This is a genomic window from Pseudoduganella chitinolytica (assembly GCF_029028125.1).
Classification (GTDB): Bacteria; Pseudomonadota; Gammaproteobacteria; order Burkholderiales; family Burkholderiaceae_D; genus Rugamonas; species Rugamonas chitinolytica.
Map to the genome: position 1 here is coordinate 2,934,163 of NZ_CP119083.1, position 12,643 is coordinate 2,946,805.

At 67.3% G+C, this 12,643-nt stretch carries 10 protein-coding genes; 7 read left to right on the plus strand and 3 right to left on the minus strand.

Features of this window, described 5'->3' with window-relative positions; genetic code table 11:
- Positions 1 to 35: 35 nt before the first annotated feature.
- Positions 36 to 923 carry a methylisocitrate lyase gene (gene prpB, locus PX653_RS13000; protein WP_277418269.1) on the minus strand — a complete coding sequence of 296 codons (888 nt, stop codon included), beginning with the start codon at positions 921 to 923 and terminating at the stop codon, positions 36 to 38.
- Between the two features lie 157 nt (positions 924 to 1,080).
- On the opposite strand from prpB, the gene prpR reads away from it, so the two are divergent.
- The 5 genes from prpR (at position 1,081) to PX653_RS13025 (ending at position 6,187) form a co-directional block, all read left to right on the plus strand.
- On the plus strand, positions 1,081 to 2,754 hold the full coding sequence (gene prpR / locus PX653_RS13005; protein WP_277418270.1) for a propionate catabolism operon regulatory protein PrpR: 1,674 nt from the start codon (positions 1,081 to 1,083) through the stop codon (positions 2,752 to 2,754).
- Between the two features lie 90 nt (positions 2,755 to 2,844).
- Positions 2,845 to 3,342, plus strand: coding sequence for a DUF6328 family protein (locus PX653_RS13010; RefSeq protein ID WP_277418271.1), 498 nt, complete (start codon positions 2,845 to 2,847; stop codon positions 3,340 to 3,342).
- Between the two features lie 241 nt (positions 3,343 to 3,583).
- Positions 3,584 to 4,444 carry an alpha/beta fold hydrolase gene (locus PX653_RS13015; protein WP_277418272.1) on the plus strand — a complete coding sequence of 287 codons (861 nt, stop codon included), beginning with the start codon at positions 3,584 to 3,586 and terminating at the stop codon, positions 4,442 to 4,444.
- A gap of 7 nt (positions 4,445 to 4,451) precedes the next feature.
- Entirely contained in the window at positions 4,452 to 5,489 is a 1,038-nt protein-coding gene (locus PX653_RS13020) for a sensor histidine kinase (RefSeq protein ID WP_277418273.1), read from the plus strand.
- Positions 5,489 to 6,187, plus strand: a complete 699-nt coding sequence (locus PX653_RS13025; RefSeq protein ID WP_277418274.1) for a LytR/AlgR family response regulator transcription factor — start codon at positions 5,489 to 5,491, stop codon at positions 6,185 to 6,187. The genes PX653_RS13020 and PX653_RS13025 overlap by 1 nt, the downstream gene beginning before the upstream one ends.
- 138 nt (positions 6,188 to 6,325) lie before the next feature.
- Here the strand turns inward: PX653_RS13025 and PX653_RS13030 are convergent, their stop codons facing one another.
- Together PX653_RS13030 and PX653_RS13035 are read right to left on the minus strand one after the other, a co-directional pair.
- A complete protein-coding gene (locus tag PX653_RS13030; RefSeq protein WP_277418275.1) occupies positions 6,326 to 7,003 on the minus strand; it encodes an IS4 family transposase in 678 nt (225 codons plus the stop codon).
- Between the two features lie 665 nt (positions 7,004 to 7,668).
- Positions 7,669 to 11,037 (minus strand): S41 family peptidase, encoded by a 3,369-nt coding sequence (locus PX653_RS13035; RefSeq protein ID WP_277418276.1) that lies wholly within the window; start codon positions 11,035 to 11,037, stop codon positions 7,669 to 7,671.
- Between the two features lie 218 nt (positions 11,038 to 11,255).
- Here PX653_RS13035 and PX653_RS13040 point away from each other — a divergent pair, with 218 nt between their 5' ends.
- Both PX653_RS13040 and PX653_RS13045 read left to right on the plus strand, forming a co-directional pair.
- Entirely contained in the window at positions 11,256 to 12,050 is a 795-nt protein-coding gene (locus tag PX653_RS13040) for an NF038132 family protein (RefSeq protein WP_277418277.1), read from the plus strand.
- Positions 12,051 to 12,147: 97 nt separating this feature from the next.
- Positions 12,148 to 12,594 carry a hypothetical protein gene (locus tag PX653_RS13045; protein ID WP_277418278.1) on the plus strand — a complete coding sequence of 149 codons (447 nt, stop codon included), beginning with the start codon at positions 12,148 to 12,150 and terminating at the stop codon, positions 12,592 to 12,594.
- Positions 12,595 to 12,643: the final 49 nt, after the last annotated feature.

The window sequence follows — 12,643 nt, forward strand, 5'->3', positions numbered from 1 at the left end:
TGTTTCGGTGTTCTTGCTCTGTCGGTTGGTGACGCTTACTTCTTGTTTGCCTGGAACAGCGCGTCCAGTTTCCGCTCGAATGCGTGGTAGTCGATGCGTTCGTACAGCTCCTCGCGGGTCTGCATCGTATCCAGCACGGCTTTCTGGCTGCCGTCGCGGCGGATCGCGCCGTAGACGTTCTCCGCGGCCTTGTTCATCGCGCGGAACGCGGACAGCGGGTACAGCACCAGTCCCACGTCCGCCGTCTTCAGTTCCTCGACCGTGAACAAGGGGGTCGAGCCGAACTCCGTGATGTTGGCCAGGATCGGCACCTTGACGGCGTTGGCGAACTGCTTGTACATCGACAGCTCCGTCATCGCCTCTGGGAAGATCATGTCGGCGCCCGCCTCGACGCAGGCCAGCGCGCGGTCGATCGCCGCATCCAGGCCTTCCACCGCCAGCGCGTCGGTGCGCGCCATGATGACGAACTTGTCGTCCGTGCGGGCATCGACGGCCGCCTTGATGCGGTCCACCATCTCGGCCTTGCTGACGATCTCCTTGCCCGGGCGGTGGCCGCAGCGCTTGGCGCCCACCTGGTCCTCGATGTGCATGGCGCCCGCGCCGGCCTTGATCAGCGACCTTACCGTACGCGCCACGTTGAAGGCGGAAGCGCCGAAGCCCGTGTCGACATCGACCAGCAGCGGCAGGTCGCACACGTCGGTGATGCGGCGCACGTCCACCAGCACGTCCTCCAGGCCGGAAATGCCCAGGTCGGGCAGACCCAGCGAGCCGGCCGCGACGCCGCCGCCGGACAAGTAGATGGCACGGAATCCGGCGCGCTTGGCCAGCAGCGCATGGTTGGCATTGATGGCGCCGACGACCTGCAGCGGCGACTCTTCCTGGACGGCCTGGCGGAACGCGGCGCCGGCGGAATACTGACTCATGGTGACCTTTCTGGTGAATGAAGAACCGATGCTGCCTTATTGCAAATGCCGTGCCAGGTGGTGGGGCGTGAAAAATCAAGCACTTGCAACGTACAGCCCGCCCGAGAGGCGTTTCAACATGAAACACTGAAACGCAGCTTGCAATATAATTTGCAACATGGCCCACTCTCCCCTTCCCCTCGAACAGGACAAGCCCGTCATCTGGACGGTCTCCGTCTCGCGCCTGGCCGCGCTGTTTCGCGACATCACGCTGGAATACGACGCGCTGGCCACCATCGAACCCATCAACCTGGGCTTCGACGACGCCGTGCGCCATATCCGCGAACGGCTGGCCACGGAACGCTGCGACGCCGTCATCTCGGCCGGCTCCAATGCGGCCTGGCTGAAAAGCCGGCTGTCCGTGCCCGTCATCGTGGCCAAGGCCAGCGGCTACGACATGCTGCAGGCGTTGGCGCGGGCGCGGCGGGCGGTGGAAACGCTGGGTCCCAAACCCGGGGGGACAGGCACCGATCCTGCGGATCGGAGCCTGTCCCCGGCGATTGGCGTAGTGACTTACCAGGCGCCGGTGCCCGAGCTGGCGCAGTTCGCCGACACCTTCGGCGTCCCCATCGTTCAGCGCACGTATGCCACCGAACAGGATGCGCGCGCGCAGATCGCCGACCTGAAGGCGGCCGGCGTGCGGGCCGTCGTCGGCGCGGGCCTGATCACCGACCTGGCCGAGGAAGCGGGACTGGCGGGCGTCTTCGTGTATTCGGCGGCCTCGATCCGCCAGGCGTTCGACGACGCGCTGGAGATCGCGCGCCTGGGCCAGCTGGAGACGCAGCGCCACCGCACGCGCGGCGGCACGGTGCCGGACACGCTGCGGGCCCGCCACGGCGTGGCCGACCTGCGCGGCGCGTCGCCGGCGATGGAGAAGGTGCGGCAGGCTGCCGTGCTGTATGCACGCTCGTCCGCCACGGTGCTGATCCAGGGCGAGACGGGCAGCGGCAAGGAGCTCGTGGCCCAGGCCATCCACCGCGAGAGTCCGCGCCACTCGAAGGCCAATGCCCCGTTCGTGGCCGTAAACTGCGGCGCGCTGGCCGAGTCGCTGCTGGAATCGGAGCTGTTCGGCCACGAGGAAGGCGCGTTCACGGGCGCGCGCCGGGGCGGCCACGCGGGCCTGTTCGAGGCGGCCAACCACGGCACCTTGTTCCTCGACGAGATCGGCGAGATGCCGCTGGCCCTGCAGACGCGCCTGCTCCGCGTGCTGGAGGAGCGCGAGGTGGTACGCGTCGGCGGCACCCGGCCCGTGCCCGTCAACGTGCGCATCGTCAGCGCCACGCATTGCGACCTGGAACAACGGGTGCGCGACGGCCGCTTCCGCGCCGACCTGTTCTACCGCCTGGCCGTGCTGCGCCTGACGCTGCCGCCGCTGCGGCAACGGCAGGAAGACATCGTGCCGCTGGTCGAATGGTCGCTGCGCAATGCGCTGGCCGCGCTGGGAACGCGCGCATCCCCCAACCTCGGCGCCGAGCTGGCGGCCTGCGCGCCCCTGCTGTGTGCCCACGCGTGGCCCGGCAACGTGCGCGAGCTGCGCAACCTGGCCGAGCGGCTGGCCTTGTTCCTGACGGCCGAGCCACTGCAGGCCCTGACGCCGGCCTTCGTGCTGGACGTGGCGCCCGAACTGGCCGGCAGCGCGCCGGCGCCGGCCAGCGCTGCGCTGCCCGTGCGCGAAAGCACGGCGGCCGTGCTGCGCCGCTTCGGCGGCCGCCGCGACGCGGCCGCGCATTACCTCGGCATCAGCCGGACCACGCTGTGGCGCCGGTTGCGCGAGGAAGGCATCGAAGGGTGAACTGCGGCGCGCCGGCCACGTGCGCCCCTCGCTACAATGTGGGCGAGAGAAGGCGCGACAGCTGGTAGACGAGCGCGCCGGAAAGAGCCCATGGACACGGAAGAACAAGAACCGCCGGCGCAGTACAACTCGCTGAAGGACCAGATGGGCCACCTGATCGACGAGGCCCGCATGGTGCTGCCGGGTATCCAGGCCCTGTTCGGCTTCCAGACGGTGGCCGTCTTCAACGAGCGCTTTGCCGAGCTGCCATTCGGCGTCCAGGCCTGCCACATGGTGGCCCTGGCGCTGGTCATCGTCGCCATCGCGCTGGTCATGATGCCGACCGCCTACCACCGGCTGGCCACGCCGGACAAGGTCACGCTGCACACGATCAAGGTCTGCTCGCGCGCGATCTGCTACGCGCTGGCGCCGCTGGCGGCGGGCCTGGCGCTGGACCTGTTCGTTGTCCTGTACGCGATCACCGCCCACACGGTGTTCAGCAGCGCCAGCGCGGCGGTCTCGTTCGTGCTGCTGATCGGGCTGTGGTTCGTGTATCCGCTGCACCGGCGGCGGGTACATGGGTATGGCGCGACCGACGCCGGCGCATGAGGTCTGGGATCTTCAACCAGCACTCCGCCAATGCATCGGGATCGGGGTCTGTCCCTGCAAGGGACCGACCCTGGTTTTCATCGCAACGCCGGCACTGCGAATAAAACCGGGGTCAGTCCCTATGCAGGGACAGACCCCAAACCTTGACGCTGTACCACTCATCCCGCGATCGAACCGCTCATCCCATTTCGCTGAAACGGCGGCTCCCTCCATGTGACGATACGTCTTAGGAGGAACCACCATGACCAAGACCCTGATGCACAAGGCGGCCCTGTTCGCCGCAACCGTTACCGTATCGCTCAGCGCCCACGCCGCCGCCTTCAAGGCCGAAGTGACGGGGCAAGGCGCCCCCGTCATCCTGATTCCCGGCCTGGCCACGTCCGGCGAGGTGTGGCACGACACCGTCAAGCACCTGTGCGGGCCGCGCCAGTGCCACGTGCTGACCCTGGCGGGCTTTGCCGGCCAGCCGGCCGTCGACGGCCCGCTGCTGCCGCAAGTCGGGCGGGAACTGTCCGACTACATCGCCGCCAAGCAGCTGGCGAAACCCGTCATCGTCGGCCACAGCCTGGGCGGCTTCGTTGCGCTGCGATTCGCCATCGACCACCCCGACCAGGTGGGCCGCCTCGTGATCGTCGATGCGCTGCCGGCGCTGGGCGCCACGCAGGCGCCCGATGCGACACCGGAGCAGTTGCGGGCGCTGGCGGCCAGCACCCGCGAGCGCATGCTGGGCCAGGACGAGGCCGGCCGCGCCCAGTCGCTGCGACTTGCCGTGGCGTCGATGGCGACGAAGCCGGAAGATGTCGAGCGCATCGTCGGATGGGGCAAGCGTTCCGACCGCACGACGGTGGCCAACGCGGTGGCCGAGCTGCTGGCAACGGACCTGCGCCAGGACGTGGCCCGCATCCAGGCCCCCACCCTGGTGCTGGGCACCTGGGTGGCGTACAAGGCGTTCGCGCCGCGCGAGGCCATCGAGCGCAACTTCGCGTCGCAATATGCCCGCCTGCCCGGCGTGCGCATCGAGATGGCCGATACGGCGCGCCATTTCATCATGGTCGACGATCCGGCCTGGCTGTATGATCGCATCGACCGATTCCTCAAGTGATTTCGCAATGACCCCAGCACTGCCGGCACGGCGCAGCTTCGACTGGTACTGGCTTTGCCAGTTGGCCGGTTGGGGCAGTGTCGTGCTGTTCAACCTCTCCTTTGTGTTCTTCCGCCAGCCGGGCGCCGCCATCGTGGCGGTCTGTGCGGGCGGCGGCTGTGCGGGCATCGCGTTGTCGCACCGGTGGCGCCGCGTGCTGCGACGGCGGCGTGCCGCGGGCCGGGCGCTGCACTGGCCGTCCCTTGCCGGCGGTGTCGCCGTACTGGCCGCGCTGCAGACCGCGGCGATGTGGGCGCTGTTCGTCCTGTTCCAGCCGTTCGGGCAGCCGCGCGGTTTTGCCTGGCTGCCGAACGCGCTGATCTTCTGGATCGGCACCTTCCTGGCGTGGACGATCTTTTATCACGCGGTGCAGGCGCTGCGGCGCGCACGCCATGCCGAAGCCACTGCGTTGCGCCTCGCCCTGGACGCCAAGGAAGCGGAGCTGCGCGCGCTGCAGGCGCAGGTCAACCCGCACTTCTTCTTCAACAGCCTGAACAGCGTGCGGGCGCTGCTCTACGAAGATGCCGATGCGGCCGCGCGCATGATCGACCAGTTGGCGGACCTGATGCGCTACGCCCTGCAGTCGGGCCAGGCGCAGACCGTGCCGCTGGCCGACGAGCTGGCGGCCGTGCAGGCCTACCTCGCCATCGAACAGATCCGTTTCGAGGAACGGCTGCGAGTCGCCACCGAGATCGAACCGGGGCTGGAGCGCGTGGCCGTGCCGCCGATGGCGCTGCAGACGCTGGTGGAGAACGCCGTCAAATATGGCGTCGAGGCCAATGCCCGCGGCAGCGACATCCGCATTCGCGCCTGGCGCGGCGGTACCGGCACGCACATCGAAGTTGCCAACACGGGCGCGCTGGCGCATCCGGGCGGTTCGACGCAGGTGGGCCTGGCCAATGCCCGCAAGCGCCTTGCGCTGGCGTTGGGCGAGCAGGCCGCGCTGGAGCTGCGGGCCGAAGGCGGCTGGGTACGCGCGACGTTGTCGCTGCCGGGAGTGGCCTGATGCGGGTACTGATCGTCGACGACGAACGCCTTGCGCGCGCCGAACTGCGCCGGCTGCTGGCGGCGCATCCGGACGTGACGATCGCGGGCGAGGCGGCCAATGCGCCCGATGCCATCGACCAGGTGGCGCAACTGCGCCCCGACGTGCTGCTGCTGGACGTGCAGATGCCGGGCGCCAGCGGCTTCGACTTGCTGCTGGCACTGGACGATCCGCCCGAAGTCATCTTCACTACCGCGTTCGACCGCTACGCCATGCAGGCCTTCGAGGTCAACGCGCTGGACTACCTGCAAAAGCCCATCCAGGCAGCGCGCCTGGCGGGCGCATTGCAGCGTGCGGCGCAGCGGCTGGCCGTACACCAGCCGGCACCGGCACTGGCGCCGCGCCAACTGTTCATCAGGGATGGAGAGCGCTGCTGGTTCGTCGACGTGGGGCGGATCCGCCTGTTCGAATCGGAAGGCAATTATGCGCGCGTCTACTTCGACGGCGAGCGGCCTTTGCTGCTGCGTTCCCTGAACCAGCTGGAAGAACGCCTGGGCCCGCGCTTCGTGCGGGCCAGCCGGCAGCATCTCGTCAACCTGGAACACGTGCGGGCCATGACGCCGGGCGACGGCGGCACGCTGGTGCTGGAACTCTCGTGCGGCACGCAGGTGGAGGTGTCGCGGCGGCGGGCGGCGGCGTTGCGGGCCGCCGGTTTATGAAACAGTGGTGACCGCGGATCGGCGAGGGTCTGTCCCCAACGGGGACTGACCCTGAAGTTTGACGCCGGTGCCAGCGGCACGCGAGCAAACTTCAGGGTCTGTCCCGGCAGGGACAGACCCTGAGCCTTCCCCTCATTTTTAATAGATGAGTACTAGATTAGCCAGCTCCTGCATAGCTTCGCGGAGCTGGCTGTGCGTCAGCCTTCGATACCTGACGTCGGCGAGCCATTGGCGAGCTAAGGAAACGATAGACACAGTTTTCGCGGATTTGGGTTTGCTGCCGTAGCGCATACGATAGCCCCGACTTTGCGCAACGATGCCGATGATCCATAGGGCGAAGCTGAGCAAGGTGCCGATAAGAAGTAATGCGGCGAGACGCTTGGGTTGGCGTGTTTGACTGTGGCGAATCCCCATCCCCCACCGCGGGTTTTTGAGGTCGCGGAAAGTCTGTTCGATTTGCATGCGACAGCTGTATAAGGCGACGATCTGTTTTGCACGCAGCTTCGATAGCCCTGGTGAGACGGACAACAGCCAGGGTTCGGATTGTCCCTTACGCTGTTTGTTGCTGTGATGGCTGCCGGCGTCATTGCCGAAGACGGTCAATTTCTTTCGTCCTTGGGGCGACTTCTTCACCAAAGTCAGACGGCATTTCACCAAGCGCGATTGGGTATGTTCGAACCGGCCCAAATCGCGTGGGACCTTAGTGGCGTGAGGGTAAAGCTCTTTGCAAGGCTGCCACTTCGTGGTGCCTTCTGCGCGAACCGTGTCGAGATTACGAATTCTACCGATCCAATCGTAGCCGAGCTCGCCGAGCATCTGGAACCAAGTCCCCGAAAGCCCGCGTCGGTGATGATCACTGGACTGCGGTGTGGAGGCAGTACCGTCCGTAGAGTCTCCAGGAAACGATGATGGACTTGTCTGCTGCCATACGACTTGGTCGGATGCAGCTCCTCATAAATCGTGATCGCACGCCCCTCCACCACCACGGCGGCGCGCAGCAAATGCTGACTTACATCCGGCAGCAAATCAGACCAATCGACGATTACTGCAATGCGCTCCTGATGCGGCAGGAGGTGGTGCGCCAAGGCCTTGAAGATGCTTACCCGCTCCTTGGCCAAGTGAGCGTTACTTAGAAGGCGGTCGATGCGCTTGATCCGATAGCGTAGGCTTACTTCACTTTCTAGCGCCTTGCTCATTCCCATCATTGCCAGCCCGCCGCTGCGGGCCGCTTCGACAGCATCGGCCAAACATCTCCGCCGTTTGGCGTGCATCGCGGAGCACTGATCGGCCAAAAACTTCTGTATGATTTGCTGTGCATGCATGGTCTGTGCCTTTCATTCGCAGTTTAGTCGCTACGAATAAAAGGGCTAACACAGCCATGCATGCGCCGTTTTTGGGATTGAAAGTTAACAGCTTCCGCTTCCGTTTACAACAGAAATTTGTGGGGAAGGCTCAGGGACAGACCCCAGCGACATCCCCGGCTAGTAGTTCAGCGAAGGAATCGGCTGCGCCTGGTAACGCTTGACGGGTGACTCCGCGATCTTCTTCTTCAGCATGGCCAACGCCGTTTCCAGCTGCTTGTCCTGGCCGCTGAACGTGGCGTTGGGCAGGTTGTCCACTTCCACGTCCGGCACCACGCCCACGCCCTCGATCAGCCAGACGCCCTTGTCGCTGTCGAACTGGCCCGTCTCGGCCACGCGCACCATGCCGTTGTCGGCCAGGCGGTTGCGGTCGGACAGCCAGACGCCGGCACCGGCCGTGCGCTTGCCCACCAGCGGTCCCAGGCCCAGGGCCTTGACGCCGGCGGCGAATGTCTCGCCGTCGGAGTATGTCAGCTCGTCCACCAGCACGACCAGGTGGCCGCGGAACGTGTTCTGCATGTTCGGCGACGTCTGGCCCACCGGCGTGGACCAGAACGCCCAGGCCTTGCGCAGCAGCTTCTCGATGATCCAGCTGTCGATATTGCCGCCGCGGTTGCGGCGCACGTCGATGATCAGGCCGTCGCGGTTGACGTTGGCGTAGAAGTCGCGTGCGAACGCGGCGATGTCGTCGGCGCCCATCGCGCGCAGGTGCAGGTAGCCGATGCGGCCCTGCGACGCCTGCTCGACCTGCTCGGCCCGGCCCTGCTCCCAGTCGCTGTACTGCAGCGCCGCCTGCTTCGCCATCGACACGGGCACGACGATGGCCGCACGGCTCTTGCCGCCTCGGGCAGGCTGGACGTGCAGCAGCACCTGGCGGTCGGCCTGGTTCAGCAGCAGGTCCGAGATGTCGCGCGCCTCCAGCACGGACTTGCCGTTGACGGCCGTGATGACGTCGCCCTCGCGCACGTCCACGTCTGCCTGCGCCAGCGGTGCGCGCTGCCCCGGCAGCTCGCTTTCGCTGCGGTAGACGCGGTCGACCCGGTAGCCCGTGCCCGTGCGCGTCAGCACGGCGCCCAGCCCGGCCGGCGTGCCTTCCGGGGCGCTCTTGCGGATGTCGCCGGGCGCCACCTGCGAGTGCAGCGCCCCCACTTCCGCCACCATCATGCCGAGGATGTCGTTCAGCTCCGCCCGGTCCGTGACGCGCTCCACCAGCGGCGCGTACTTGTCGCGCACGCCGACCCAGTTCACGCCGCGCATCTTGACGTCGTACAGGAAGTCGCGGTGCATGCGCCAGGCGTCATTGAACATCTGCTTCCATTCCTGGCGCGGGTTCGAGACGATGCTCCAGTCGTCCACCTTGACCCGGGCCTTGCTGGTGTCGGGCGGCGCCTTCGCGCCCGCGTCCACGATGAGCATCTCGCCCGGATTGCCGGTCGCGGTGCGGTAGTACAGGTGCTTGCGGTCGGCCGCCAGGTCGAAGTCGCGCACGCCGGCGGCAAACGTTTCCGGCTTCGGTTCCGTGCGCGCGATCGCCAGCGTCTTCAGCGCGGGCTTGCCCTCGGTACCGTCCTGGTCGATGAAATACAGGCGCTTGTCGTCCACTGCCAGCTTGCGGTAGTTGCCCGGCGCGAGCGGCACCTCGAACAGGCGCTGCGCCAGGCCGGCATACACGACGGCGGGCAGCGCGGGCTTGGGCGGCGGCGCCGGCTTCGCGTCCTTGGCCTGGCGCCCGTCCTTGTCCTTGGCTTCCTTGTCCTTGCTGGCGGCCTTCTCCAGCGCCTTCTCGGCCGCCGTTTCCTCGGGGCTCTCGGCCGGCTTGACGGCGGCGCGGCTCAGCTCATCGTCCGGCTTGAACGGGAAGCGGTTGCCGGGCTGCAGCGCCAGCGCGAAGATGCCCGTGCGCTTGTCGAACACGGGACCCATGTTGCGGTCGCCCCACGGCGAGCCGTTGCCCAGCTTGAAGTGGCGCGCCGACAGGAAGTACAGCCAGCGCCCGTCCGGCGAAAAGGCCGGGTCGCCGGACGTATAGCGGTCGCTCGTCACGAATGCCACTTCCCGCTTCGCGACGTTGACCATGCCGATCTGCTCGCGCTGGGCGTCGCTGGCGCTGCGCACGAACGCGATGTTCATGCTGTCGGGCGACCACACCACGTTGTCGTGCTGGTCGATGCCGGCCTTGCCCGCGTCGTCGACCAGCGTGTTCTGCCTGGTGGCGAGGTCCAGCAGCCAGAAGCGGCCCTTCTTGTCGGTATGCCCCAGCCAGCGCCCGTCCGGCGACGGATACAGCGCCCAGCGGTGGTTGTTGCCGTCGCGGGTCAGCTGCTCGCCGTGGCCCGAGCCGTCGCTGGCGAAGCGCCAGATTTCGTTCTCGCCCGTCGTGTCGACGATCGCATAGACCCACTTCTCGTCCGCCGAGAAAATGGCGTCGCGTGCACGGGCCCCTTCCGGCACGGCGATCTCCACGCGGCGCTGGCTGCCCGTGCCGGCGATGCTGACGCGCCCGCGGGCCGTCAGCACGATGCGTTCCTCCTTGCCGGACAGCTGGACGTTGGTCAGGGCCTCCAGCGGCGAACGGATCAGGCGCGTGCGCTGCTGGTCGAAGTCGGAGACCAGGCTGACCGGCAGCCGGGCCGCGCTGCCCGCCGCGATGTCGTACACGTGCAGGTCGGCACCCAGCTGGAACGCGATGCGCCCGTCCCCCAGCGCCGCGTTGCGCACGTCCCAGTCCTTGTAGGTCGTCAGCTGGCGCGGCGCGCCGCCGTCCGCGTTGGCGCTCCACAGGTTGTCGGTGCCGGCGCGGTCGCTGACGAAATACAGGCGGCCCTGCCACCACATGGGGCGCTTGTTGTTGCCCGCATCGCCCGGGAAGACCGGACGCGCCTCGCCCTTGCCGTCCAGGTCGTAGCGCCACAGCTGGGCATGGGCACCGCCCCGGTAGTGGCGCACGTTGTCGTTGGTCATGACCAGGCCGTAGCGGGTGAAGTACAGCGTCTTGCCGGCGTCGTCGAGGACGGCGTCGTTGGCGTCCGCCACGGGGAACACCCGCCGGGCGCCGGAGGCAGGCGTCACGGCCGCCACGATGCGGTGCGCGCCCGGTCCCACCGAGTTCTGCGTGCTGACCAGGACTTCGCCCTGCGCCGTCCAGCCCAGCACGGTGACGCTGCCGTTCTCGAACGTCAGCCGGCGCGGCAGGCCGCCCGCCAGCGGCATCACGTAGGCCTCCTGCGCACCTTCGTAGCTGCCGGCAAACGCGACCCAGCGGCCATCCGGCGAGATCGCCGCATGCGTCTCGGCGGCCGCGTGCGTGGTCAGGCGTTGGGCGGCGCCACCGGTACTTGCCACCCGCCACAGGTCGCCTTCCGCCGTAAAGACGACGCTGTCGCCGCGCACGGCCGGGTAACGCAGGTAGGGATCGAACGCGGCGGCGCCGGTCGCGGTGGACAGCAGGCCGGCGGCGCAAAGAAGCGAGGACAGACGGTGAAATCGCATGAGCAATGTAAGGCGAAGAGAAAAAAGCGATTCTGGCATAGATTTCCGAGCCGGAAATAACCATTACCCTGCCGCCGTTGTAACGGCACACGCCTGTCGGAATTTTTTACAGCGTCCCATGCAAAGAAGACCCGTTGCCCGGGAAGCGGATGGTTTCACCGGCGGCACGGAATATGCATGGCTTTTGTTCCCGTTCAATTCATCGTGGAGGAATCATCATGCAATCGCTACTTTATCGCCTGCCGGCAGGCGTGGCGCTTTGCGCCGCGCTGGCGCAACCGGCCGCCGCGCAGATCTTCGATGGCGGCCTGCCGCCGCTGTGGGAATGCCAGGGCAATTGCGGCACCGCCGAGGCGGATGGCGACGTCCTGCTGGCGCCCGGCGGGGGCAACCGCTATGGCTGGATTTCCAACCACGACGGGGCGGCCGGCGTGCGGCTGGCCGGCGTGGGCAGTCCGCGCGATTCGTTCAACGGCAGCGTGCTGCGCTCGCACGTGTTCAGCGCCAACGCCGGGCAGGAATTGAGCTTGCAGCTCAACTATGTCACGACGGATGGGGGCGACTTCAGCGACTACGGCTGGGTACGCTTGCTGGACGCGGGCGGCAACCAGGTCGCCATGCTGGTTACGGCGCGCACGTCGCCCGGGGGCGGCGCCGTGCCGGGCTTCGGCATGCCGGCCGGCCTGGCCACGCTGGACCCGCCCTACAACAACGTGCTGGGCCCAGCCCCCGCGTGGAGCCCGCTGGGCACCGATTCGGGCACGTGCTACGTGGAGCCATGCGGCATCACGGACTGGATCGGCGCCCGCTACACGATCGCGGGCGCCGGCCAGTATCGGCTCGAGTTCGGTGTCGTCAACTGGGTGGACGCCTCCGCCGACACGGGCATGGCCTTCGATGCCATCGCGCTGGACGGCACGCCGCTGCCGGCCGTTCCGGAGCCGGCCAGCATCGCGCTGTTCGGCGCTGGCGCGCTGGTGCTGGCACTGCGCCGGTGGCGGCGTGGCGATTAGTTGTAAATGCATAAAAGTTCGCCGCAACGGGACAGAATTGTTGCCAGGAGAATAAGCACGCGCTAAGTTGCTCAGCGTTAATTATCATTTCGACATCATGGGTTCTCATATCACCATCGTGCGGTCGCACGCCGGCACGCCGCAGCCGATCGGCGCCAATGAAGTCGGGGCGGCGCTGCAGCGGTTGCACAGCCCTTACGTGCTCGCGCCGGATGCGCGGGCGGACGCCCGGTTGCAGGACCCGTCGCGCGGGAACGAGGCCGACGTCCTGTTCCTGCAAGTGGGCGAGCTGTGGGCCAGCAATCCCAGCCGCCAGTTGCTCGGCATGATGATCGATCTGGCGCGCGAGCTGGGCGCCCGGGTCCGCAACGACTATTTCGAAACCTACCGCACGGTGTTCGAGACGTACGTGCATCCGGACGACGCCGCGCTGGTGGCGCAGGCCCGTGCCGGCCGGCGCCGGCACGTCGTCGGCGCTGCCGTGCCGTTCGGCGTGGGGATGCTGCTGGGGGTGTTGGTGCTGTTCTTGCGTAAGCAGGGGTAGGCGAATCCAAGTGCCTGGCACCGGTGTGTCGCGGCACCCCAAGCGTGGT

What these genes read in the sequence shown, in the direction of transcription:
- prpB (WP_277418269.1), bottom strand. Translation starts at nt 923, where the DNA reads ATGAGTCAGTATTCCGCCGGCGCCGCGTTCCGCCAGGCCGTCCAGGAA.
- PX653_RS13020 (WP_277418273.1), top strand. Translation starts at nt 4,452, where the DNA reads ATGACCCCAGCACTGCCGGCACGGCGCAGCTTCGACTGGTACTGGCTT.
- prpR (WP_277418270.1), top strand. Translation starts at nt 1,081, where the DNA reads ATGGCCCACTCTCCCCTTCCCCTCGAACAGGACAAGCCCGTCATCTGG.
- PX653_RS13030 (WP_277418275.1), bottom strand. Translation starts at nt 7,003, where the DNA reads ATGCTCGGCGAGCTCGGCTACGATTGGATCGGTAGAATTCGTAATCTC.
- PX653_RS13015 (WP_277418272.1), top strand. Translation starts at nt 3,584, where the DNA reads ATGACCAAGACCCTGATGCACAAGGCGGCCCTGTTCGCCGCAACCGTT.
- PX653_RS13040 (WP_277418277.1), top strand. Translation starts at nt 11,256, where the DNA reads ATGCAATCGCTACTTTATCGCCTGCCGGCAGGCGTGGCGCTTTGCGCC.
- PX653_RS13025 (WP_277418274.1), top strand. Translation starts at nt 5,489, where the DNA reads ATGCGGGTACTGATCGTCGACGACGAACGCCTTGCGCGCGCCGAACTG.
- PX653_RS13045 (WP_277418278.1), top strand. Translation starts at nt 12,148, where the DNA reads ATGGGTTCTCATATCACCATCGTGCGGTCGCACGCCGGCACGCCGCAG.
- PX653_RS13010 (WP_277418271.1), top strand. Translation starts at nt 2,845, where the DNA reads ATGGACACGGAAGAACAAGAACCGCCGGCGCAGTACAACTCGCTGAAG.
- PX653_RS13035 (WP_277418276.1), bottom strand. Translation starts at nt 11,037, where the DNA reads ATGCGATTTCACCGTCTGTCCTCGCTTCTTTGCGCCGCCGGCCTGCTG.